This is a genomic window from Archangium sp. (assembly GCF_045802675.1).
In the GTDB taxonomy this organism is placed as follows: Bacteria; Myxococcota; Myxococcia; order Myxococcales; family Myxococcaceae; genus Archangium.
In genome coordinates this window covers 117,092-139,718 of the sequence record NZ_JBJMQO010000148.1, presented here as the reverse complement: position 1 = coordinate 139,718, position 22,627 = coordinate 117,092, and the positions used below count along the sequence as shown (strand labels likewise).

The 22,627-nt window shown below is 70.7% G+C and carries 22 protein-coding genes; 11 read left to right on the top strand and 11 right to left on the bottom strand.

Going from position 1 to position 22,627, the window contains the following annotated elements:
• Positions 1 to 18: 18 nt before the first annotated feature.
• Positions 19 to 549 (top strand): hypothetical protein, encoded by a 531-nt coding sequence (locus ACJ8AN_RS41025; protein WP_407761085.1) that lies wholly within the window; start codon positions 19 to 21, stop codon positions 547 to 549.
• Positions 550 to 571: 22 nt separating this feature from the next.
• Here the strand turns inward: ACJ8AN_RS41025 and ACJ8AN_RS41020 are convergent, their stop codons facing one another.
• Together ACJ8AN_RS41020 and glgC are read right to left on the bottom strand one after the other, a co-directional pair.
• The gene (locus tag ACJ8AN_RS41020; RefSeq protein ID WP_407761084.1) at positions 572 to 2,302 is read right to left on the bottom strand and encodes a hypothetical protein; all 1,731 of its coding nucleotides are present in this window, start codon (positions 2,300 to 2,302) and stop codon (positions 572 to 574) included.
• Positions 2,303 to 2,420: 118 nt separating this feature from the next.
• On the bottom strand, positions 2,421 to 3,674 hold the full coding sequence (gene glgC / locus ACJ8AN_RS41015) for a glucose-1-phosphate adenylyltransferase (RefSeq protein WP_407761083.1): 1,254 nt from the start codon (positions 3,672 to 3,674) through the stop codon (positions 2,421 to 2,423).
• A 250-nt stretch (positions 3,675 to 3,924) separates the two neighbouring features.
• Between glgC and ACJ8AN_RS41010 the strand changes: the two genes are divergently transcribed.
• The 4 genes from ACJ8AN_RS41010 to ACJ8AN_RS40995 all read left to right on the top strand — a co-directional run bounded on the left by ACJ8AN_RS41010 (position 3,925) and on the right by ACJ8AN_RS40995 (position 8,683).
• Positions 3,925 to 4,818 carry a hypothetical protein gene (locus tag ACJ8AN_RS41010; RefSeq protein ID WP_407761082.1) on the top strand — a complete coding sequence of 298 codons (894 nt, stop codon included), beginning with the start codon at positions 3,925 to 3,927 and terminating at the stop codon, positions 4,816 to 4,818.
• Between the two features lie 109 nt (positions 4,819 to 4,927).
• Complete coding sequence (gene pgm / locus ACJ8AN_RS41005; RefSeq protein WP_407761081.1) at positions 4,928 to 6,565, top strand: phosphoglucomutase (alpha-D-glucose-1,6-bisphosphate-dependent); 1,638 nt, start codon at positions 4,928 to 4,930, stop codon at positions 6,563 to 6,565.
• Positions 6,562 to 7,014 (top strand): GNAT family N-acetyltransferase, encoded by a 453-nt coding sequence (locus ACJ8AN_RS41000; protein WP_407761080.1) that lies wholly within the window; start codon positions 6,562 to 6,564, stop codon positions 7,012 to 7,014. The genes pgm and ACJ8AN_RS41000 overlap by 4 nt, the downstream gene beginning before the upstream one ends.
• Positions 7,015 to 7,360: 346 nt before the next feature.
• Positions 7,361 to 8,683: a cytochrome P450 gene (locus tag ACJ8AN_RS40995; RefSeq protein WP_407761079.1), complete on the top strand. Its 1,323-nt coding sequence runs from the start codon at positions 7,361 to 7,363 to the stop codon at positions 8,681 to 8,683.
• A gap of 4 nt (positions 8,684 to 8,687) precedes the next feature.
• Here ACJ8AN_RS40995 and ACJ8AN_RS40990 read toward each other — a convergent pair whose 3' ends face one another.
• Positions 8,688 to 9,332 carry an HAD family hydrolase gene (locus tag ACJ8AN_RS40990; protein WP_407761078.1) on the bottom strand — a complete coding sequence of 215 codons (645 nt, stop codon included), beginning with the start codon at positions 9,330 to 9,332 and terminating at the stop codon, positions 8,688 to 8,690.
• 28 nt (positions 9,333 to 9,360) lie between these two features.
• Entirely contained in the window at positions 9,361 to 10,323 is a 963-nt protein-coding gene (locus tag ACJ8AN_RS40985; protein WP_407761077.1) for a UbiA family prenyltransferase, read from the bottom strand.
• Between the two features lie 107 nt (positions 10,324 to 10,430).
• On the opposite strand from ACJ8AN_RS40985, the gene ACJ8AN_RS40980 reads away from it, so the two are divergent.
• Positions 10,431 to 11,351, top strand: coding sequence for a ribonuclease Z (locus ACJ8AN_RS40980; RefSeq protein ID WP_407761076.1), 921 nt, complete (start codon positions 10,431 to 10,433; stop codon positions 11,349 to 11,351).
• Between the two features lie 23 nt (positions 11,352 to 11,374).
• Here ACJ8AN_RS40980 and ACJ8AN_RS40975 read toward each other — a convergent pair whose 3' ends face one another.
• The 4 genes from ACJ8AN_RS40975 to glp form a co-directional block, all read right to left on the bottom strand.
• The gene (locus ACJ8AN_RS40975) at positions 11,375 to 11,800 is read right to left on the bottom strand and encodes a VOC family protein (protein WP_407761075.1); all 426 of its coding nucleotides are present in this window, start codon (positions 11,798 to 11,800) and stop codon (positions 11,375 to 11,377) included.
• Between the two features lie 121 nt (positions 11,801 to 11,921).
• Positions 11,922 to 12,800, bottom strand: a complete 879-nt coding sequence (gene fdhD / locus ACJ8AN_RS40970; protein ID WP_407761074.1) for a formate dehydrogenase accessory sulfurtransferase FdhD — start codon at positions 12,798 to 12,800, stop codon at positions 11,922 to 11,924.
• Positions 12,797 to 13,297, bottom strand: coding sequence for a molybdopterin-guanine dinucleotide biosynthesis protein B (gene mobB / locus ACJ8AN_RS40965; RefSeq protein ID WP_407761073.1), 501 nt, complete (start codon positions 13,295 to 13,297; stop codon positions 12,797 to 12,799). Before mobB ends, fdhD begins: the two co-directional genes overlap by 4 nt.
• A complete protein-coding gene (gene glp, locus ACJ8AN_RS40960; protein ID WP_407761072.1) occupies positions 13,297 to 14,538 on the bottom strand; it encodes a gephyrin-like molybdotransferase Glp in 1,242 nt (413 codons plus the stop codon). Before glp ends, mobB begins: the two co-directional genes overlap by 1 nt.
• Before the next feature lie 118 nt (positions 14,539 to 14,656).
• On the opposite strand from glp, the gene ACJ8AN_RS40955 reads away from it, so the two are divergent.
• The 3 genes from ACJ8AN_RS40955 (at position 14,657) to ACJ8AN_RS40945 (ending at position 16,893) form a co-directional block, all read left to right on the top strand.
• Positions 14,657 to 15,310 carry a molybdenum cofactor guanylyltransferase gene (locus ACJ8AN_RS40955; protein WP_407761071.1) on the top strand — a complete coding sequence of 218 codons (654 nt, stop codon included), beginning with the start codon at positions 14,657 to 14,659 and terminating at the stop codon, positions 15,308 to 15,310.
• 204 nt (positions 15,311 to 15,514) lie between these two features.
• Entirely contained in the window at positions 15,515 to 16,006 is a 492-nt protein-coding gene (locus ACJ8AN_RS40950) for a hypothetical protein (RefSeq protein WP_407761070.1), read from the top strand.
• Between the two features lie 104 nt (positions 16,007 to 16,110).
• On the top strand, positions 16,111 to 16,893 hold the full coding sequence (locus ACJ8AN_RS40945) for an SDR family NAD(P)-dependent oxidoreductase (protein ID WP_407761069.1): 783 nt from the start codon (positions 16,111 to 16,113) through the stop codon (positions 16,891 to 16,893).
• Positions 16,894 to 16,895: 2 nt separating this feature from the next.
• Here ACJ8AN_RS40945 and ACJ8AN_RS40940 read toward each other — a convergent pair whose 3' ends face one another.
• The 3 genes from ACJ8AN_RS40940 to ACJ8AN_RS40930 form a co-directional block, all read right to left on the bottom strand.
• A complete protein-coding gene (locus ACJ8AN_RS40940) occupies positions 16,896 to 17,957 on the bottom strand; it encodes a hypothetical protein (protein ID WP_407761068.1) in 1,062 nt (353 codons plus the stop codon).
• Between the two features lie 111 nt (positions 17,958 to 18,068).
• Positions 18,069 to 19,175 carry an esterase/lipase family protein gene (locus ACJ8AN_RS40935; protein WP_407761067.1) on the bottom strand — a complete coding sequence of 369 codons (1,107 nt, stop codon included), beginning with the start codon at positions 19,173 to 19,175 and terminating at the stop codon, positions 18,069 to 18,071.
• 408 nt (positions 19,176 to 19,583) lie between these two features.
• Positions 19,584 to 20,507: a peptidoglycan-binding protein gene (locus tag ACJ8AN_RS40930; protein WP_407761066.1), complete on the bottom strand. Its 924-nt coding sequence runs from the start codon at positions 20,505 to 20,507 to the stop codon at positions 19,584 to 19,586.
• Positions 20,508 to 20,676: 169 nt separating this feature from the next.
• Here ACJ8AN_RS40930 and ACJ8AN_RS40925 point away from each other — a divergent pair, with 169 nt between their 5' ends.
• On the top strand, positions 20,677 to 21,204 hold the full coding sequence (locus tag ACJ8AN_RS40925; protein ID WP_407761065.1) for a hypothetical protein: 528 nt from the start codon (positions 20,677 to 20,679) through the stop codon (positions 21,202 to 21,204).
• A gap of 112 nt (positions 21,205 to 21,316) precedes the next feature.
• Positions 21,317 to 22,627: a hypothetical protein gene (locus ACJ8AN_RS40920; protein WP_407761064.1), complete on the top strand. Its 1,311-nt coding sequence runs from the start codon at positions 21,317 to 21,319 to the stop codon at positions 22,625 to 22,627.

Here is a 22,627-nt window from a genome sequence, read left to right as displayed (position 1 = left end):
GCCCTATGACGTTCCCCCATGCTGCTCGTCCTCGATTCCTCCGCGCTCGATTCCTCCCTGAAGGTCGAACAACTCCTCGGCAAGCCCGGCAAGGGCGGGGTGGCCGAGGTGCGCGGGCCGCTCGTCGCCCGTGAGGAGGGCACGCCGCTCGCGGCCCTGCGCGACGGCGACAAGCTGCACGTCGTGGCGCCGGGAGACGGCGCCACCGTGGCGGGTTGCTCTCCGGAGCAGCTCGTCCAGCGCCTCGGGGCGTTGGGGCTGGCTCGCGGCGTGCGGCTCAAGCAGCTCCACCTCATCGCCGACGACTCGGGCACCGGGGGCGATGCGAGCTTCGCCGCCCGCTTCGCCGAGGTGCTCGCGGCCGAGGGGTACGCGGTCCCCGAAATCAAGGCGCCACGGGGCCGCGTCCGCAGCGCGCCGGACGGCAAGGTGCTGGTTCGGCCCTCCGAGGCGCCGCTCGACGGGGGAGATGCCGAGGGCTTCCGTCCCTCGGACAGCAGCCTGAATCACTACGCGGGGGCCGGCGTGCAGGAGAAGCATCGCCGGTAGCGCCCGCGCGCTCAGCCCGTCTCTAGCCGAACATGCTGGGCTTCAGGTAGGTGGCGAGCTTGAGCAGATCGCCCGGCTGGAAGCCCTTGTCATAGACCTTGGTGATGAAGGTCATCGGGGGGGGCGGGGTCGGCTGGGGCCTCGGGTTGATGTCGAACAGGAGCACCGGGGCCTCGTCCTCGTCGATCAGCGGGGGCAGATCATCGGGCGGCAGGAGGGTGGGCGGCAGGAGGGTGGGCGGCAGGAGGGTGGGCGGCAGGATGACGAAGTGCTGCGGCGCCAGGGAGGGCTTCACATACTTCTGGTTCTTCTTGCTGACCTGGGGCGCCGCCTTGCGCCGATCATAGGTCCAGGCCGGGTAGGGATCTTCATTCTGCAGCAGGTACTTGCCCGAGCGGGTGGGCACCGTGCTGAGCTGGATCCGGCGATAGCCCACGGGGTCGTGCCAGGACTCCATGCGCTTCTTGTCGAGCGCCTCGTCCCCTTCCTGGTACGTGTCCTCGAAGTAGCGGACCTCGTAGCCGAGCAGGGCCAGTGACTCCAGGTTGCCGCTGCGTGCGCCCAGGTGTTTGACCCGGTTGCTCTTGTTCAAGACCTCGAACAGCTTGAACTGGTCGGTGCGCCTGGCCTTCCCGTCAAAGCACTCCCCCCACTCGTCCTCCGTCCAGAACTCCGTGAGATCCAGCGTGGGCAGCGGCGCGCTGGCGGCGATGTCGATGATTTTCGACTCCCGGCGGGCCGTCTTCTCCTGGGAGAAGGCCCTGCTCACCTTGGGCTTGTCGCCCACCAGGATGGCCCAGTGGTTGCCTTGATCGGCCGCCACCTTCAGCAACTGGCGGAGTCCCTCGAAGCTCGTGTCGTACTCGACATGCGCGCCTCCCGTCTTTCCCGTGAAGCGCACCCAGAGCACCACCACGTTCTTCTTGCCCGGCAGCTTGCCGGTGGTCTGGTCGACGAAGCCGCGCCCCATCAGGAAGCCTTCGATCTTCGTCTTCACCTGGTGGTTGAGGTGATTGGCCTCGACGGCCCACCCGCTGCGGACCGTGGAGCGCGCCTGGAGGCGGTCGTCCGAGAAGCGGCGGGCGATGTAGTTGGTCCCGAAGAAGAGATCGACCGCGAGGTAGACCTGCCCCCGCTCGGCGAAGTAGCTCCAGAGCTCGTCGTTGAGCCACTCCAGGTATTTCTTCTGCTTGGGGTGCTGGGTGTCGAACGGGGGGATGAAGGCATAGGCCATGGGCTCGGCCTTCTTCTCCGTGAGGCGCTTCGGGTCCACGAGCTCGGAGAGGAAGACTTTCAGGGCCTTGGCCCGGTCGATGCGGCCCGTCTTCTCCGTGTCCGCGAGGCTCATCAACCGGATGGAGGGCTCCAGCACCATCGACGCGCCGATGCCGTACATGTCTCCCGAGGCATAGCTCGGGTACAGGATGAGCTTGGGGAACCGGTCATTGAGGATGAAGAGGTCCTCGAACAGCGCCTGCGCAGGGGCGGTGAGGACATCGGCGCGCTGCACCCGCTGCTTGCAGTCCGCGAGGTAGCCCTGCGTCAGCTCCGCGACGATCCGCTTCTCGGAGACCGACCACTCCTCCTCGTCCTCGGGCAGCCACAGGGGGAGGGGGCAGCTGTAGCGCAGCGGCACCCCGAGCAGCAGCTGGGACAGCAGCTCCTGGATTTTCTGATTGCGAGCCGGCTGCTCGGAGAACTTCGTGCGCCTGACTTCATCCGCGATCAGCTTCACCACCGCGACTCTGGGCATGGCTCACCGGGTCCTTGCTGGGGGGATCCGGGAGGATACCCCAACCCGGGGCCCGCCGGTTGCGGGGAGCCCCGGGAGCGGGGTGGGAGCGGGCCAGGACATCGAGCGGGCGGGGGCCCTACTCGAACTTGTAGCCCTTGGGCACCACGACGATGCCGTTGTCGGTGACGGTGAAGCCCCGGGCCTTGTCGGCCACCAGGTCGTAGCCAATCTTCGCGTTGGGCGGCACGCGCACGTCCTTGTCGATGATGGTGTTCTTGATTTTCGCGTGCCGGCCGATGTCCACCTCGTCGAAGATGACCGAGCGCTCCACCAGCGAGTAGGAATTCACCCGCACGCGCCGGAAGAGGATGCTCTCGCGCACCGTCCCTCCCGAGATGATGCAGCCACCGGCCACCATCGAGTTGAGCGCTTTGCCCATGCGCTCGCCCGACTCGTGGACGAACTTGGCCGGCGGGCTGTACTCCACCGCCGTGCGCAGCGGCCACTCCGGGTTGAAGACGTCGAACTCGGGGTTCACCGACACCAGGTCCATGCTGGCCTCGTGGTACGCGTCAATCGTCCCCACGTCCCGCCAGTACGTGTTGGCCCGCGTCTGCCCGGGAATCGGGTTGGAGTGAAAGTCATACGCCTGGATGTGATAGCCATCGCGCAGCGCGCGCGGCAGCACGTCCTTGCCGAAGTCGTGCTGCGAGCCCTCGGTGCGCGCGTCCACCTCCAGCAGCTCCGAGAGCACCCGGCGCTTGAAGATGTAGTTGCCCATGCTGCACAGCGCCATGCCCGGCTTGCCCGGCATCGCCTTGGGGTCCTTGGGCTTCTCCTGGAACTCGGTGATGCGGCCGCGCTCGTCCACCTGCATCACGCCGAAGCGCGAGGCCTCCGCCAGCGGCGTGGGGTAGGCCGCGATGGTGATGTCCGCGCGCTGGGCCTCGTGCTGCTCGAGCATGTGCGCCACGTTCATCTTGTAGATGTGGTCGCCCGAGAAGATGGCCACGTCGTCGGCGCGGTAGTTCTCCACCAGGTGGAGGTTCTGGTAGATGGCGTCGGCGGTGCCCCGGTACCAGACGTTGCCCAGCTCCTCGTAGAGGTACATCTGCGCGGGCGCCAGGGTGATGAAGTAGTCGGCGAGCAGCCCCGAGCCGAAGCGCCAGCCGCGCTGGATGTGCTCGGTGAGCGACTGGGCCTTGAACTGCGTCAGCACGTAGACGGAGTAGACGCCCGAGTTGAGGAAGTTGCTGAGGGCGAAGTCGATGATGCGGAACTTGGACCCGAAGGGGACGGCCGGCTTGGAGCGCCTGGACGTCAGAGGTGCCAGGCGCGTGCCCTGGCCGCCCGCGAGAATCATCCCGAGGATGCGCTGCTTGCTGCTCATGCGGTGGTGAACCCCCTTGATCCGGGCAGTATAGGGGGACTCCCGCGAATCCGGATTTCTCTTGCCGAAGACACGGCGCGTCAGACGCGCGGGCGGCCGGGTGACGGAGAAGCGACACTCGGCTCGCGGCAACGGCTCCACGAGGCCACCCCGATGAGCGAGCGGCCAGGAGGGCGCTGCCTGCCGAGACGCATGCCGCTGACCACGTTCCCGGCCAGCAAGTGGCAGTCATTCCAAAGGGGAACGAACCATGATTCGCAACAAGCTCATCCTGGCCGGCCTCATCGCGGGCGCCCTGGCCGCTGGTACCGCGTGTAAGTCGGACAAGGCCGCCGAGCGCGGGGACACCCCCGAGCAGACCCAGACGAACCCGCAGACGCCTCCCGCGAACCAGGGCGGCACCACGACCACCCCGGGCGGCACCGGTGGCGCGGGCAGTGACGTGGACCAGGGTCTCAGCCCCAACGACACCCAGGAGGGCACGGACATCGACCGGGGACCCGAGACCGCGCCGGATACCGGTGGCTCCGGCGTCATGAACCCGGAAGGACCCGGAGGCCCCGGTGAGCTCGACCCGGGCAACCGCGACGGCACGGGCGGCACGGGCGGCTCGGGCATGATGAACCCCGAGAACCAGGGCACGGGCGGCACCGGGGACCTGGACCAGGGGAACCTCGGCGGCACGGGCGGCTCGGGTGACGTGAACCAGGGCGGCGACATCGGCGGCTCCGGCACCTCGGGCACTCCCCAGACCCAGGGCACCACGCCGAACACCGGCACGAAGGGCTCGGGCACCGGCACGGGCACCTCGGGGACGAACAGCACGGACACGGGCACGGGCGCCAAGGGCGCGGGCGCGGGTCCGGGTACCTCGGGCCTGGGGACGGGCACGGACACCACCAGCAGCGGGACGGACACGGGCTCCATGGGAGCGGGTGGCACCTCGGACACCGGCACCGCGACGGGCACCACCACGAAGACCCCGGACAAGAGCAAGTCCAAGAGCAAGTCCAAGGACAAGAGCAAGTCCCAGGACACCAGCGGCACCGGGGGCTCCGGCTACGAGGGCAACCAGCAGTTCGGCGGTGACAGCTTCCCGAGCGACAACAAGGACGGCGATCGCGTCCCCGATGAGCAGCACTAGCCCCGCCGCGCGCCGCGTCATCCGGGGCGCGTGAACGAGGCGACAGATTCGCGATACCCGGCGAAAAACCTGGGACTCGCGATGGGCCACGCGGCGCTACATTGGCCGCGTGGCCCATCCTCTTGCTGGCAAGCTCCCTCCCGACTCCCTTCTCATCAACCCCGAGACGCTGCGCTCCCAGTACTACTCGGAGCGTCCGGACGTGCGCGAAGCCGAGCAGCGCGTGGCCTTCGGCACCTCCGGTCATCGCGGCTCGGCCGCGCGCCGCAGCTTCAACGAGGCGCACATCCTCGCGGTGACGCAGGCCGTCTGCGAGTACCGCCAGAAGGAAGGCATCGACGGCCCCCTCTTCCTCGGCATGGACACGCATGCGCTGTCCGAGCCCGCCCAGCGCACCGCGCTCGAGGTGCTCGCCGCCCACGGCGTGCAGGTGCGCTTCAGCGACCGGGCGACGCCCACTCCCGTCATCTCGCACGCCATCCTCACCTACAACCACGGGCGCCAGCAGGGGCTCGCCGATGGCCTCGTCATCACGCCCTCGCACAACCCGCCCGAGGACGGGGGCATCAAATACAACCCGCCCAACGGCGGCCCCGCGGACACGGGGATTACGGGCCAGGTGGAGAAGCGCGCCAATGAATTGCTCGGCGCGGGCAACACGGGCGTGCAGCGCATTCCCTACGAGCGCGCCCGCTCCTCCCCCACCGTGAAGACGTATGACTTCATCACCCCGTACGTCGAGGACCTCGGCAACGTGGTGGACCTCGAGGTGGTGCGCGGGGCGAAGCTGTCCATCGGCGCCGACCCCCTCGGCGGCTCCAACCTCGACTACTGGGAGCCCATCGCCGCGCGCTACGGCCTGTCCATCCAGGTCGTCAACAAGACCGTGGATCCCACCTTCCGCTTCATGCGCGTGGACCATGACGGGAAGATCCGCATGGACTGCTCGTCGCCTTACGCGATGGCCGGCCTCGTCGAGCTCAAGGACCGCTACGACATCGCCTTCGGCAACGACACGGACTCGGACCGGCACGGCATCGTCACCCGCTCGGCCGGGCTGATGAATCCCAATCACTACCTGTCCGTGGCCATCAGCTACCTGTTCCGGAACCGTCCCGGCTGGAAGCCCGGCACCGGTGTGGGCAAGACGCTGGTGAGCAGCAGCATGATCGACCGCGTGGCCAAGGACCTCGGCCGCCGCGTCGTCGAGGTGCCCGTGGGCTTCAAGTGGTTCGTGGACGGGCTGCTGGAGGGCTCGCTCGGCTTCGGCGGCGAGGAGAGCGCTGGCGCCTCGTTCCTGCGCCGCGATGGCACCGTCTGGTCCACAGACAAGGACGGCATCATCCTCGACCTGCTCGCCACCGAGATTCTCGCGCGCACGGGCAAGGACCCCGGCGTGCACTACCAGGAGCTGACGAAGAAGTTCGGCGCGCCGCTCTACACGCGGATTGATCAACCGGCCACCCCCGCGCAGAAGTCGGCGCTCAAGAAGCTGTCTCCCGAGGCCGTGCGCGCCACCGAACTCGCGGGCGAGCCCATCACCCAGCGCCTCACGCGCGCGCCGGGCAACAACGCGGACCTCGGCGGCCTCAAGGTGGTGACGGAGAACGGCTGGTTCGCCGCGCGGCCCTCGGGCACCGAGGACGTCTATAAAATCTACGCGGAGAGCTTCCGCGACGCGAAGCACCTGGAGGCCATCGTGGACGAGGCGCGCAAGATTGTCGGTGACGCCTTCTCGCGCGGGTGAGCCTCGGGACCGACAGGGTTCGCGAGGCCCGGGCGGAGGACGCGGGGGCCCTTCAGCGGTTGTATGAGCTGCTGGTCCCCCAGAACCCTCGCATCCGCGTCCTGCCCGAGCGCCTCGAGCGTCTGCGGCGGGACGCCTCCCACTTCTGCTTCGTGGCCGAGCGGGATGGCGAGGTGGTGGGCACGGTGCTCCTCCACGTGTGCCCGGATGTGATGTTCGAGGAGCGGCCCTACGCGCTGCTGGAGAACCTCGTGGTGGACCCGGGGGCTCGCGGCGGAGGCGTGGGCCGCGCGCTGCTCGAGCACGCCGAGCGCGTGTGCCGCGAGCACCAGTGCACCAAAATCATGCTCCTGAGCGGCGTGCAGCGTACCGAGGCGCATGGCTTCTTCGAGCGGCTCGGGTACGACGGCTCGGTGAGCCGGGCCTTCAAGAAGTACCTGCCCCGGTAGCCGCCGCTTCACCTGCCGTGCGCCAGGCCCTCACTTCGCGTCGGCTCCATGCGGAAATCATGAGGGAGGCTGGCCATGACGGCGCGCCGTGCCCGGTTGGAGTGCGTGCCCGTGTCATGCGCGGTGGGCGCTGTTGCCCTCGGGCGAGGTGTTGGTGGCGGGTGGTTCCGCGGGAGTCACCACTGCGGCGGCGCTCTACACTCCATGAGCTGAGCGGACGTTGAAGTGACGGGGCCGGTCCGGGAGCTCTTCCGGGCCGGCCTCGTGCGTCGTGGGTTTCCGTCAGCCATTACATGTGGGGGGCGGCTGGACCCGGAGGCCCGGTGCTTCGTAGCCTCGGAGCACCATGCCGCTTCCTCCTCTCATGGGCCGAGGGCTGCCCGTCCTCCGCCACTTCCCCTATATCCACGGTCTCGGCGTGGACTCGTTCGCCTTCTTCATGGAGGGCTACCGCCAGCACGGCCGCGTCTTCGCCGTGCGGGACATGAAGGACTCGTTCGCCGTGCTGCTCGGGCCCGACGCCCACCGCTTCATCCTCGAGCGCGAGTCGCCGCACCTGTCCTGGGGCGCGGCCTATGGCGCCGAGGGCTCTCGGGTGATGGGCCCCACGGCCATGCCCCTGCTGGATGGCGAGGAGCTGCGGCGCCGGCGCACGCCGATGATGTCCGCCTTCCGCCACCAGAACATCGCGGCCTTCGGCGACACCATCGTCGAGCTCGCGCGGGCCCAGACGGCGGGCTGGCGCGAGGGCCAGGTGCTCGAGCTCGTGAACGAGATGAGCGAGCTGACGTTCCGCGTGGCGTGCGGCTTCCTGCTCGGGGTGGAGATTGGCGAGGACTACCCGCGCTTCCGCGACATCTACAAGAAGATGTTCCGTCCGGTGGGGCTGGCGATGCAGGCGGCGGGGCTGCCGTACATGCAGCGCTACCGCGATCAGCTCCACCAGGTGTCGGCGAAGTGGATTTCGGATAGGCGGGCCCACCCGCGCGAGGACATCATCAGCCGGCTGCTGGAGGCGGGGCTGGATGACAAGGATGTGATGGCGCAGGTGCTGGTGCTGATGTTCGCGGGGCACGACACCACGAAGCTGTCGCTCACGTGGACGCTGATGTTGCTCTTGCAGCACCCAGAGTACCTCGCGCGGCTGCTGGCCGAGCAGGACGAGGTACTCGGCGAGGGCCCCATCTCGGCCGAGTCGCTCAAGAAGCTGCCGGTGCTGGAGCGGGCCATCCGCGAGTCCCACCGGCTCTATCCCCCGGCGTCACTGCTGCGGCGCGGGGTGATGGAGGAGTTCGAGCTGGGCGGCTACACCATCCCGAAGGGGTGGAAGGTGATGTACCTGCCGCGCGTGTCGCACCACCTGCCGGACGTGTTCCAGGAGCCGGAGCGCTTCGACCCGGACCGGTTCGCGCCGCCGCGCGAGGAGCACAAGCAGCCGTACGCGATGGTGGAGTTCGGGGGCGGCTACCGCACGTGCATCGGCAAGGAGCTGGCGATGTTCGAGGCGAAGGTGGTGCTCTCGTACCTGCTGCGCGCGTTCCGCTTCGAGCTGGTGCCCGGGCAGCGCCTGGAGGTGGCGAACGCGGGGGCGATGACGGGCCCGAAGTACGGGGTGAAGGTGCTCGTGAAGCCGACGGGCCGGCGGGTGCCGCTGGCCCAGGCGGCCTGAGCGCTCACGTCTCCAGGGCGGGGAACTCGCGGCCGGACACCTTCCCGAGCGTGCGAGCCACCGCCGCCAGCCGCAGCACGGGCAGGTCCGTGGGCGAGTCGCCGATGGCGAACACGGGGCGCTCGGAGATGAGCTGGCGGGTGGCCTTCACCTTGCCCTCGCCGCAGGTGCACGGGGGCACGAGCTCCTCGGTGAGGCGGCCGTGCTCCTCGCGCAGACGCATGCCGACCACGTGTTGGATGCCCATGCGCCGGGCGGCCACGCGCCCGAGCAGCTCGGCCGAGCCGGTGAGAATCCACACGCGGTGGCGGCGGGAGAGGGCCTGGGCGAGCTCGACGGTGTGCGGGTTGAGGCGGACCTCGCCCGAGTCGAGCACGTCGGTGCCGAGGGCCTCGAGTTCGGAGGGGGAGAGGCCCGCGAGCGCCTGGGCGGCGACGTCTCCGGCGGCGCACCAGTCGCGGGCGGCGAGGGCCTCGTAGGCGCCCCAGGGGTCGGTGGTGCCGAGCAGCGAGGCGGCCCGGGGAGGCAGCCGGTGCAGGAGCCGGCGCAGGGCGGACTCGCCGATGTCTCCGACGAGCAAGGTGTTGTCGAGATCGAAGACGGCGTCTCCGGGAGGCAGCACATCCAACTGAGCGAGCAGGGCCTTCATGGAGAAGACTCTACTCGCGAGTCCGGAGTCAGGCACCTGCGAGCGCGGTGCCGAGCAGCACCACGCCGGCCAGCACGAGCTGCTCCCCATCGGAGACGACGTCACAGAGGAAGTGGATGTCTTCGGAGGACTCGGCGCGGCGCAGGTAGGCCGCGGCATACACGCAGCTCACCCCGAGGAGCACGAAGGCGGGCCGGGCCCAGCCGAGCAGGGGCACCGCCACGGTGAGCAGGACGAGCAGGCCGTTGAGGACGTGGAGCCGCCGGAGGGTTTTCGCGCGCCCCAGGACGACGGGCACGGTGCGCAGCCCGTTGGCGCCGTCTCCGGTCTCATCCCGGACGTCGAAGAGGATGACATTGAGGGCCCAGCGCCCGAGCAGGAAGGCCGCGAGGGCGAGCAGGGAGGGCCCGTGGGGCACGCCGCCGTGAAGCACCACGGGGAGCAGCGTGGACGTGGCGGTCAGCGTGCCGGCGACCCACAGGTTCTTGAGGAGGAATACCTCCTTGAGTCGCGAGACGCCCACGCGCCGCGCCAGGAAGCGGGGCAGGACGGGGAAGCTGTAGACGAGCAGGGCGGCGAGCGGCATCAACGTGACGGCCACGCTCCAGGCCCCGCGCGTCGCCGCGAGCCCGAGCGCGAGGGCCTGTGCGGCCAGGGCCGAGTGTCGAATCCACCGCGCGTACCGCTGGGAGAAGCGGGCGCGCTCGGGGTGGGTGAGGCCGTCGGCGTCGAGCTCCGTCACCCGGTCGAGGCTGTAGATGGCGTAGATGACGAGGAAGGCGAGGAGCGGCGCGAGGGGCTCGGAGGGGAGCCCGGCGAACACCTGGACCAGCCAGGTGGACGCGGCCATGCTGAGCGCCATCATCAGGTTGCCGCGCGCCAGGAGGACCAGGAGGGCGCGCACGCTCGCCAGCCCGCTGTGGAGCCTCGACGCGCGAGCCGCCCGGCCCTCCACGAGGTTCTCGGGGACGGGAGAAGAGGTGAAGGGCATGGGAGCGAGGCTAACAAACCGCCGGGGCCAGGACGTCAGGCGGGGGCGCGAGGCGCCGTCGAGGTCCCACCGTCGTACCCATCGCGCCCAGGCGCGGGAGCAAGCCCATGTCCAATCGAGAGCTCATCGTCCTCGGGTCCGCGAGCCAGGTGCCGACGCGCCACCGCAACCACAACGCCTACTTCCTGCGGTGGGATGACGAGGGAATCCTGTTCGACCCGGGAGAGGGCACGCAGCGGCAGATGCTGTTCGCCGGGCTGTCGGCGAGTCAGGTGACGCGCGTCTGCATCACCCACTTCCATGGGGACCATGCGCTCGGGCTGCCGGGCATCATCCAGCGTCTGTCATTGGACTCGGCGCCGCATCCCGTCGAGGTGTATTACCCGGCATCGGGGCAGGTCTTCTACGAGCGGCTCCGGAACGCGACGCCCTTCATGGACAAGGCGACCATCGTCCCGAGGCCCATCGCGAAGGATGGTGTGGTGGCCGAGACGAAGGGCTTCAAGCTTTCCGCGGCGCGGCTGGAGCACTCCATCGACACCTTCGGCTACCGGCTCGAGGAGCCCGCGCGCATGCGGCTCGACGCGGGCCGTCTGGCGGCGCTGGGGATTTCGGGCCCGCGCGTGGGCGAGCTGCAGCGGCGCGGGGTGCTCGAGGTGGACGGCCGCACCGTGCGCCTGGAGGACGTGGGCGAGCGGCGCGAGGGACAGGCCTTCGCGTTCATCATGGACACGCGGCCGTGCGCGAACGCGGTGCGGCTCGCGGAGGGCGTGGACCTGCTGGTGTGCGAGTCCACGTACCTCGACAGCGAGCGCCAGGAAGCACACGACCACTTCCACATGACGGCGCGGCAGGCGGCGGAGCTGGCGCGGGAGGCGAAGGCGCGGCGGCTCGCGCTCACGCACTTCTCGCAGCGCTACGAGGACAACGCCCCGTTCGTCCAGGAGGCCCAGGCGTGCGTGGCGGACGTGGTGGCCGTGCGCGACCTGGACCATGTCGAAGTGCCCAAGCGGGCCCGGCCGGCGTAATCAGGCGCTCTGGAGGCGCACGCTCATGGCCCGAGGCCGCGCGTGTTCTGCAGCACCACGCGCCAGCCATCGGGGTCCTCCACGGTGACGCCCTGCCGGGCCCAGTAGGGATTCTCGGGCTCGACGGGCGGATGGCCCATGGCCGAGAGCCGTGCGACGAGCGCATCGCGTGCGGCCGCATCCGGCACGTAGAGGACGAGCAGGTTGTCGCGCGTGGGGGCCGGACAGGGGCTGCCCGACGCGTGCCGGGTGAATTCCAGGTGCACGCCATACCCGGGGAGCCCGATGAACACGCCGTCGTAACCCGCGTGGCCCTCGAAGCCGCCGAGGTGCCTCAAGCCGAGCCCCTCGACGTAGAAGCGCACGACCTCCTCCAGCTTGTCGGTGGGGCGGGCGATGCGCACCTGCGTGACGGGAAGCCCCTCGGGCCAGGTCTCGGGGTTGTCCATGGGCCGCCTTCTATCAGGGGGAGGCTCCGGGCGAGTTTTCCCGCAACTGGTCCGATGGTCGTACCAGTCGGGACGGAAGTCGACCGGAGGGGGCCTCGTTTCTTGCTTCTGAGCGGGGGCCTCAGCCCTCGCGGAGGCGCTCGGGGTGGGTGTACACGTTGAAGCGCCCGTTGCGCACGAAGGTGGCGAGGGTAATACCAGCGCGCTCGGCGAGGTCGATGGCGAGCGAGCTGCCGGCGGACACACTGGCCACGAGGGGGCAGCGGGCCACGGCGGCCTTCTGGATGATTTCAAAGCTCACGCGCCCGCTCACCACGAGCACGGTGGGGCGCATGGCGGAGGGCCTCGAGGCGCGTGAGGAGCGCAGCCCGTGCTCGAGCACCAGCGCGCCCATCACCTTGTCCACGGCGTTGTGACGGCCCACGTCCTCGAAGGCGGCGAGCACCGCGCCGTGTTCATCGAGCGCGGCGGCGGCATGGACTCCGCCGGTACGGGCGAAGTTGGGCTGCACGGTGCGCAGGTGCTCGGTGGCGCGGGCGAGCACCGAGGCGGGAATCTCCGGGCCCGGGGGCACGGGGCTGCACGTGGCCATCAAGTCATCCACGCTGCGCCGGCCGCACACGCCACAGGCGGCGGTGGTGAGCGTGCCGCGCTTCGTGGCGCCCACGCGCTCCAGGTCGATGACGAGTCCGGGAGCGGGCGTCACCTCGACGATGTTGCCGTAGCCCTCGTCGCCGGGATGGCCGCAGTGCGCGAGCCCTCCGAGGTCCTCGGCCGAGTGGATGAGGCCCTCGGCGAAGAGGAAGCCGGTGACGAGGAAGCGGTCCGCGCCGGGGGTGCGCATGGTGATGGCGACGGTGTCCCCGCTGAGGCGGATATCGAGCGGCTCCTCGAGGGCCACGGAGTCCGGCTCGGCGGGTGCGAGCTGGCCGTCCGCGGTGTAGCGCCGCACGGGCCGCCGGGTGACGCCCGGAGGGAGTGGATGTCTGTCTTCACTCATCGCAGCACTCCGTCCCGGAGGCATTGCAGCACGAAGGCCGCAATGCCTTGCACGTCATCGGGCTTGAATCCTCTCACTCCCTCGGGCACGGCGCACTCGCCCACCACGGCGAGCACGTCCTGGCGCCCCGGCGCGAGCAGCGGCCCGAGCCCCTCGCGCCAGACCTCGAGCTTCGGCAGCGGCCCCTGCTTCCATCCCTCGACGAGCACCAGGTCCACGGTGTCGGCGAAGCGCTCGAGCAGGGACAGGACGTGCGAAGCGGGCTCGGGGAAGGACAGCTGCACGCCGGCCGGGGTGGCGAAGGCGACGAAGGCGGCACCGGACTCCGCATAGCGAGCGGTGTCACTGCCCTCGCGGTGCAGCGGGTGCGCATCGGACGAGTGCTTCACCACGCCCACGCGCAGGCCGCGCTGGCGCAACTCGGGCACGAGCCGCGTGAGGAGCGTCGTCTTCCCCGAGCCGGACCAACCCACGACGGCGAGCGCGGGCGGACGCATCACGGCTCCACGGGGAGGAAGCGGGGCCGGTCGAAGCGCTCGAAGTCCACCTCGTCGCCGGGGGCGAAGTCGGCGCGGCCTGGAGGGAGGACGGCATAGCCCTCGGCGCCGATGTTCTGCAGGTGCTGCCCGAAGTCCTGCGAGCGGATGCGGGCCCACAACCGTCCATCCGGGCGCGTCTCCAGCGTGCCGCTGACGAGGTAGGTGAGGCCGGCCTGCTTGTGGCGCCCGTCGTCGAGGCGGACGCGCACGCGCTGGCGCTCCTCGGAGACACCCTGGAAGCGCAGCAGGAGCGGGCGGGCGAACTGGTCGAAGGCGACGGTGGCGGCGCCGGGGGTGCCGGGGAGCACGACGACGGCGGTGTCACCGAGCCTCGCCACGGCCACGGGCTTGCCGGGCTTGAGGGCCACGCCATCCACGAGGAACGAGGCCCCCAGCTCGGCGAGGACGCGCTTCACTCGGTCGCGGTCTCCCACGGAGGCGCCGCCGGTGGTGACGAGCACCTCGGCCTGGCCCGCCAGCCGTTGCAGGGCGGAGCGCAGCTCGGCGTCGTCATCGCGGGCGCGCTCGAGGGAGACGACGTGGGCCCCGGCCTCGCGGGCCAGCGCGGCGACGAGGACGAGGTTGCTTTCGTACACCTGGTGGGGGAGGGCGGGCGAGCCGGGGGAGACGAGCTCATCCCCGGTGGCGAGCACGGCGAGGCGCGGCGGCGGGCGCACGAGGACGTGGGTGTCGCCCATGGAGGCGAGCACGCCGAGCACGGAGGCCTCGAGGCGCTGTCCGGCGCGCAGCAGGAGCGTGCCGGCGAGGAGGTCCTCTCCGGTGGGGCGGAGGTCCTTGCCGGGGGCAACGCCGACACACACGTCCACGAGCCCCTCGCCGGGGACGGCGGTGGCCTCCTGGCGGACGATGGCGTTGGCGCCCTCGGGGAGGGGAGCGCCGGTGAAGATGCGCGAGGCCTCGCCGGGCTGGAGGGAGCGCGAGGGCAGGTGGCCGGCGTAGATGGCGTCGACGACGCGCAGGCGGGCGGGGCGGTCGCGCGTGGCGCCGGAGGAGTCCTCGGCGCGGACGGCATACCCATCCATGGCGGACACGGGGCAGCCGGGGAGGGAGCGGGAGGCGACGACATCCCCGGCGAGGAAGCGGCCGAGCGCGTCCAGGAGGGGCACGCGCGAGGGCGGCGCGGGGTGGAGCGCGTCGAGGGCGGCCTTGCGGGCGGTGGGGAGCGGGGTGAGGGACATGGTGCGGGCGTCGTCCACCGGGCTTTAGCGCAAGGGCGGGCCGGGCGGTGGGCGGGGAGAAGGTAGCCTCCACCAGCGGACGGAGCACGGGGGGAGGCGGGGCGCGAGGAGACACGGCATGAGCGATAGGGAACGAAAGGGGCGGGAGTACCCGGAGGTGACGCTGGCCATCATCGCGGGGGGCCGGGGCGAGCGGCTGGGCGGAGTGGCCAAGGGCCTGCTGGAGGTGGAGGGGCGGACGGTGGTGGAGCGGGTGCTCGGGCTGGGGAGGCTGTTCGGGGACGTGCTGCTGGTGGCGAACGACGCGGCGCCGTACGTGCGCTTCGGCGTGCGGACGGTGGCGGACGTGGTGCGAGGGCGGGGGGCGCCGGGCGGGGTGCACGCGGCGCTGGTGGGGGCGGAGACGGAGTGGGTGTTGGCGGTGGCGTGCGACATGCCCTTCGTGTCCGAGGCCGCCGTGCGCGTGCTCCTGGACGCGAGGACCCCCGAGGTGGACGCGGTGGGCTTCAGGGTGGCGGGCCGGGTGGAGCCGCTGCTGGCGCTCTACCGGAAGACCCTCGCCGGGCCGTGGGGCGAGACCCTGAGGACGCGGGAGCCCTCGCTGCGCCAACTGCTCTCCGGCAGCCGGACGAAGCTCCTCCCCGAGGCAGCGCTGCGAGCGGTGGACGCGGAGCTGCGAGCCGTCATCAGCGTGAATACCCCCGGGGATGCCGTGCGCCATGGAGCCACGCTGCCGCCCACTCCCTCGCCCACCGGGAGAGGGCCGGGGTGAGGGGAGGCGGCCCCGCCGTGCCCCCCTCGCGCCCCTCCGGGCCAGGGCCTCCACTGTCCGCCCGGGCTCCGAGGCACCTGGCGAAACGTGGAGGAAAAGGCAACTCCCCGCGAGGGACGGAGGTGGTTATCGGCGGGGGCGAGCAGCACCCTCGGAAGTAGGGGCCGCTGACGGGCGAGGCGGTCCTTGCACAGGGGGTGCGCCATGACGACGAAGAGTTCCCACGTGACCATCAACCACGAGGAGATCCGCCAGTGGGCGGAGCAGCGCTGTGGCCGGCCGTCGATGGTGACGGGGACGGGGGAGGGGAAGCATGCGGGCATCCTGCGGATCGACTTCCCGGGCTACTCGGGGAGGGGGACGCTGGAGCCCATCAGCTGGGAGGAGTTCTTCGAGAAGTTCGAGGAGAGCAAGCTGGCGCTCGTGTACTCGGCGCATGCGCACGGGCACCGGAGCAACTTCAACAAGCTCATCGCGCGCGAGACGGTGGACCTGGAGACGGGCGAGAAGCGGGGGCCCTCGCGCCATCGCCGCAAGCTGGCCGAGGCGCGGGGCGAGACCCCCCCCAAGCGCCCCGCGAAGCACGCCTCCGCGTCCCCGTCCCGCGCGGGGGGGCGGAGCACGCAGCGGGGCGGCGCCAGACAGAGCCCGGAGCGGCGGGGCACGAGCCGCGGAACCCACTCCCGAGGTAGGTAACGGGCGCGCCCGTACTCCCTGCCCGGAAGCTTTCACTTCAGGTACGGGCTCCGAGCGTATTCCTCGCACTTTCCCACGAGTCGGGTAACGTGGGGAGTGACCCTATGAGTCGATTGAAGGACAAGGTGGCCCTGGTGACGGGCGCGGCCTCGGGAATTGGCCGGGCCACGGCGTTGCTGTTCGGCCGTGAGGGGGCGCGGGTGGTGGTGACGGACATCTCGTCCACGGGGGAAGAGGTGGCGGCGGAGATTCGCGCGGCCGGGGGACTGTCCTTCTTCGGGGTGCACGACGTCACGGACGAGGTGACGTGGCAGCGGGTGATGGCGCGCACGCTGGATGTGTATGGCCGGCTGGACGTGCTGGTGAACAACGCGGGCATCGCCATCGCGCGCTCGGTGGCGGAGATGTCCATGGCCGAATGGCGCGAGCAGATGGCGGTGAACCTGGACGCCGTCTTCCTGGGCACCAAGTACGCGGTGCGCACCATGCGGCCGGGCAAGCGCGGGGGCTCCATCATCAACGTGGCCTCGGTGTCGGGGCTGGTGGGCAGTCCCGGCACGGCGGCGTACTCGGCGAGCAAGGGCGGGGTGCGGATGCTCAGCAAGGCGGTGGCGGTGGAGTGCGCCCCGGACGGCATCCGCGTCAACTCGGTGTTCCCCGGCGGCGTGCGCACGCCCATCTGGCGCAACGCGGACTGGTGGAGCGGCTTCGTCGAGCAGGTGGGCAGCGAGGACGAGGCCTGGCGGAAGCTCGAGGCCGCCGCGCCGCTGGGCCGCATGGGCGAGCCCGACGACATCGCCGAGGCCATCCTCTACCTGGCCTCGGACGCCTCGCGCTACGTGACGGGCGCCGAGCTCGTCGTGGACGGCGGCTACACCGCGCGCTGAGCTTAGTTGCGGCCCCACTGCCGGGGGCGGGTGAAGCGGAAGAAGCCGCTCTGCTCCTCCTCGGCGATCGTCTGTGCCTCGTCGGCGAAGTAGCGCGCGCGCAGCTCGGTGAGGCGCGCTTCCAGCTCGGGGCCCGAGTACTGCTGGGCCAGGGCCTCGCGCTCGGACATGTACTGCGAGCCCACCTCCCAGCGGGTATCGCGCACCTTGTCGAGCTCGTCCCAGCGCTGGAGGGCCGCGTCGTCCAGGCCCATCTCCTCGCGGATGGAGCGCAGGCTCTCCGAGCGCTGCCGCGGCGCCATGGCCCCGAGCTCCTTCTGCACGGAGCCCAGGTCCAGGAAGCGGTTCATCAAATCCTGCTGGTGGGCCTGGAGGTACGCGGGCGTGTCGGCGCCGTACGTCTTGGCGAGGCTCTCCTTGTACTTCGCCATGCGGTCGCCCACGGTGGCGTTGGGCAGCGCGTCGATGGAGGCGAGCGAGTCGGCCACGGCCTGGTTGCGCAGCTCGCCGGCCCAGATTTTTTCCGCCACGTCCTTGCCGAAGAGGCGGTTGCGCTCGTCCCAGAGGGCGGCGCGGCGCTCGGCGGCGGGCTTCTGCGTGAGCTCGGCCTGGTGCTCCTTCACCCACTTCTCGTAGTCCAGGCGCTGGTGCAGCCGCTGGACGAGCTCGTCATACAGCTCGGGGAAGGCCTGCTTGAGCAGCGCGAGCAGGTCCGCCTCCCAGCCCGTGGGGTTGAGCTTCTGGAAGTAGCGCATGAGGTCTTCCAGCATGCGCATCTGCGTGTGGGGGTCGCGGATGCGGGCGCCGTAGCGCTCGCGCAGGTAGGAGGCCAGGTCCTTGGGCTGGCGCAGGGGACCGCGTCCCAGCTCCGCCATGGGGGAGTCCGGGTCGGCGGCGGGGGCGCCGGGGCCGGCCTGGGGCGCGGCGGCGGTGCGGGCATCCGCCTTCGGGGCACTCGAGGTGGGGGCCGCTTCGGGGGCGGGGTGGTGCTTGGAGATGAGCAACGCCGAGCCGGCGAGCAGCAGGGCGAGGGCGGCGAGAAGGGGAGCCTTCCGACGGTTCATGGGGGACTTCATCTCCGGGAGGGGGCGCGAGCGCGGGGCGGAGGCTACCCCCGGAGGGCCCGCGCACGCACGGGGGGCCCTCCGGAGTCACGGGGTGCTACGCCTGCCTGCTCAGTCGTAGGCGGCGATGTAGTCGAAGATGGCGGCGTAGAACTCGGGCTCGTCGAAGGTGTCCGGGCCCACGCCGACGACGTCCAGGTGGTCCTGGTTGATGACGTCCACGGTGGAGGTCTCCTGGGTGGAGACGCTGGGCGTGTTGATGTCGGCCATGTACGGGACGGTGGTGTCGGTGCCGACGTAGTCGAAGCCCAGGGCGTACTCGGTGTACTTCAGGCGGTAGCCCATCTGCTGCGAGTTGATGCCGACCAGGCCGTCGTCATCGTCCTCGTCCTTGTAGCCGTTGCCCTTGCCGCCGGCGCCGTCGTTGTCGCAGTCATCCACGCAGTAGCCGTTGCCGTCGATGTCATAGAAGGCCTCCTTGAGCAGGTAGAGGGCCGGGTTGACGCTGAGGCCGCGCTGGGCGGTGAGCAGCGACACGTAGCGGCTGGCGTAGCGCGCGTCGATGGGGTTGGCGACGTTGAAGGCCTTGGCGCCGGTGGTGATGCCGTCGGTGGCGCTGTAGTCGTTGTAGACGAGTTGCTTGGCGCCCGCGTAGGCGTCATTGCCCGACTGGTAGATGATGTCGCCGTAGTACTTGGCCAGGGCGGCGACGACGCTGGTGACGCCCGGCTTGAGGTCGAGGATGTACTTGGCCACGGGCGAGCCGCGGTGGGGCGAGGAGATGCTCACCAGCACGGCCACCACGGTGTAGCCCTTGCGGGTGTAGAGCACCTTGGCCGCCTTGCGCGCGTCCAGGCCGCCCTGCGAGTGGCCGATGAGGTTGACGCGCGTGGCGCCCACGCTGGCCATGTAGCCCTCGGTGTCGTTGGCCAGGTCCAGGCCGCGCACCTCGGAGTTCTGGAAGGCCTGCACCTGGGCGACGAAGGACTGCTGGCTGCTGTTGAGGTCCTCGTTGCAGCCGATCTCGAGCAACTGGCAGGTGTCGCCCACGAACACGCCGTAGTCGTCGCCCCAGTAGTCATAGCCGAGCAGGTTGTCGAAGCCGGCCATGCCGTGGGCGAACACCACGGGGTAGGTCGTCTTGGCGGCGCCGGCCTGGGCCTGCGAGGCCAGGACGAGCGCGCACAGCGCCAGCAGCAGGGGGTGGAGCTTCTTCATGGGGACTCCTTGGGGTGTCCCTGCCGGAGGGCTCCGGTCAGGGCGGTGGGGTAAGGGGGGACGGGGGGAGCCCGGGGATTCCGCGCTCTCTCCGACCGCATCGCACACTCAGCAATCCCCGAGCCAGACCCGGTGCGTCATCGTTCCCAGGACGACGCGATGCGTCACGTAGGGAAAGTGGAGCATTGATGCTCCAGTCAACCACGCGCCCCGGGGGCCCCGGAGCCCTCTCGGGGCCCAAGAATGCAGGGATACCGAGGGGTTGGAGCGCTTCCCCCCGGACTGTCCTGAAAGAGGACGGGGATTGACTGATTCCTGGACGGTGCGGGAGGGCGGCGGGGGCGGACAAAAAGAAACCCCCGCGCCTCGGGGGAGGGGCGGGGGCGGGCGCGGGAGGGGGGCGCCGGCTCAGGGCCGGAACTCCCAGTGCCAGGCCTCGGAGGGGACGGTGCGCACGAAGCCGAAGCTCTTGGCGTGGGCGGCCAGCCACCGGTAGGTGGAGGAGCTGGTGCTGCCCACGTTGATGTCCAGGGCGATGCCGCCCTGGTGGTTGGAGTAGCCGGGCCTGGCGGCGAGGTTGCCGGTGCCGTTGAGGTAGGCCTGGTAGAGGGCGCGCTGCTGCTCCATGGAGCGGAAGGCGCTGTTGACGGTGAGGGGGAGGCCGGCGGAGCGGGCGGCCGCGTACATGCGGTTGAAGGCGGCGGCGGCGTCCGAGCGCAGCTCCTTGCCCCCGGGGATGGGGGAGACGGTGATTTGACGGGGCACGCCGTTCACGTAGCCGGTGATGGCACGGCCGCCGCCGGAGGGGGTGGAGGGCGCCTGCACCTTGATGCCGAGCTTGTCCCACGTCTTGGGGCCCACCACGCCATCGGCGGTGAGGCCGTGGGCCTTCTGGAAGGCCTTCACGGCGGAGGCCGTCTTGGGGCCGAAGTCCCCGTCGGCGGTGCCGACCTTGTAGCCGAGCTGGTTGAGGCGGTTCTGCAGGGCGCGGACGGGCTCGCCGCGGGCGCCCTGGCGCAGGGTGGGGCCGGAGCCACCGGAGGAGGCGGGGGGCGGGGGCTTGGGGGCGGAGGCCTTGTTGAGGGCGCTCCACGTCTTGGGGCCCACCACGCCGTCGGCGGCGAGGCCGTGCTTGCCCTGGAAGGCCTTCACGGCGGCGGTCGTCTTGGGGCCGAAGTCCCCATCGGCGGCGCCCGGGTCGAAGCCCGCGGCCTTCAGCTTCTTCTGGAGGGTGACGACGGCGGCCCCCTTCGAGCCCGCGCGCAGCGTGGGGGGCGCGGCGGAGGCGGTGGTGCGCAGGGCGGTGGGGGCGGCGCGGGAGATGGCGACCATGGGGGGCTCGGGAGCTTGGAGGAGAAAACTTGCTCCTATTCTCGTACGTGCCAGGAAGGAGTTTCCTCACATCGCGCAAAGGGGCGCGGTGAAGAGGGACTGAGGAATGCACTGCCACGCGGGCCCGGGGAGCGGTACCGTGAGGGGCTCGCGGTTGCGGGAGGGGAACGTGGCGATGAGGATGAGGCTCGACACGATGGCGGGGGAGGCGTTCCTGCGCATGGAGGGCGGCGTGGAGGAGGACGGGGCTCGGCTGGCGCTGGTGACGCGCGGCGAGGAGCTGGCGCGGCTGCTGGAGGGCGCCATGGCGTGCTCGTTCTCGCACGAGGCGCCGGAGCGTCCCGAGGAGGGCGAGGTGGTGGAGCGCTTCCTGCGCGACTGCGCCGAGTACAGCGACGTGCACGGGCTGCCGGAGGGGTTGCGCGAGGAGATGGAGGAGCACTTCGCGCGGCTGCTGGAAGCGCTGTGGAAGCTGGACTGGCTGGTGTTCGGCGAAGCGCGCGAGACGACGCTGGTGCCGGGGGACGACAGCCTGCGCGGGCGCGCGGTGATGCTGTACCTGGCGCGCTACGACAGCCCGTCGGTGGAGCTGGACGCGCGGCTGCGCCGGTACATGTCGAGCTTCAAGGAAGCGGTGGTGCGCATCCAGGGCCACGCGAGCCCGGACGACACCGGCGCTGGCGGACTGTTGCACTGACGCGCCTTCCGCGCTGAAGCCTGTCCACTTGTGGTGGCTGGCCATGCGAGGGTGACTCCGAAACGGTGGCGGCTGCGGTAGATCCGCGCCCCCTGTCCAAAGGAGTCCCACCATGCATCGAATGCTCGGAGCCTCCGCGCTCCTGGCCACCGTCTTCCTCGTCTCGTGCAGCGAGGAGCCCAAACCCGCGCCCGCGCCCGCCGCGTCCTGGCACAAGGACGTGGGGCCGCTCGTGCAGCAGAAGTGCGGCGGGTGCCACGTGGAGGGCGGCATCGCCCCCTTCGCGCTCCAGTCGTACGCGGACGCCGCCGCGCACAGCGACGAAATCAAGGCGTCGGTGGAGTCGCATCACATGCCGCCCTGGCCGCCGGCGGAGGACTGCGCGCAGTACCAGGATGATCGCTCCCTCACGGCCGAGCAGGTGGCGCTGCTCACCGGCTGGGTGGACGCGGGCGCCCCCGAGGGCAACCCGGCCGACGCGCCCCCGGCTCCCCCGGCGCCCGCGGGGGGCCTCTCGCGCGTGGACGCGACGCTGACGATGCCCGTGGACTACACGCCCCAGCAGAGCCCGGACGACTACCGCTGCTTCCTCATCGACTGGCCCTACGCGGACACGCGCTACGTGACGGGCTTCCGCGCCAACCCGGGCAACCAGGCCATCGTCCACCACGTCATCGCGTACCTCGCCGCCCCCTCGCAGGTGGCCGCCGCCCAGGCGCTCGACGACGCGGAGCCCGGGCCGGGCTACACCTGCTTCGGCGGCCCGGGCCTCGATGGCGGACGCGTCGCGTGGCTCGGCTCGTGGGCTCCCGGCAGCGCGGGCGACGACTACCCCGCGGCGACGGGCCTGCGCGTCGCGGCGGGCTCCAAGCTCGTCCTCCAGGTGCACTACAACACCGGCCACGCGGCGGACCACGACCACCCCCTGGCCGTGAGCCCGGACCGCACCTCGGTGTCCTTCAAGGTGGACACCTCCGTGGAGAAGGTCGCCTTCGTGCAGCCGTGGACCAACCCCCAGTGGCTCAAGGGGTCCATGAACATTCCCGCCGGCGAGGCGGACGTCGTCCACGCCTGGGCGTTCGATCCCACCAGCGTCGCCGACTCGCTCTCCGGCGGCCTCTACAAGAAGAACGAGCCCCTCACCGTGCACTCGGTGGGGCTGCACATGCACACGCTCGGCACGAGCACGCGGCTGGAAATCCAGCGCCGCTCCGGCGCCCGCGAATGCCTGCTCGACATCCCCGAGTGGGACTTCCACTGGCAGGGGGGCTACATGCTCACGCAGACGCGTGTGGTGAACCCCGGGGACAGCATCCGCCTGGAGTGCCACTGGGACAACAGCGCGCCGGGCGCCGCCGACGTCAACTGGGGCGAGGGCACGGGCGATGAGATGTGCCTCGGCATCTTCTACATGACGCAGTAG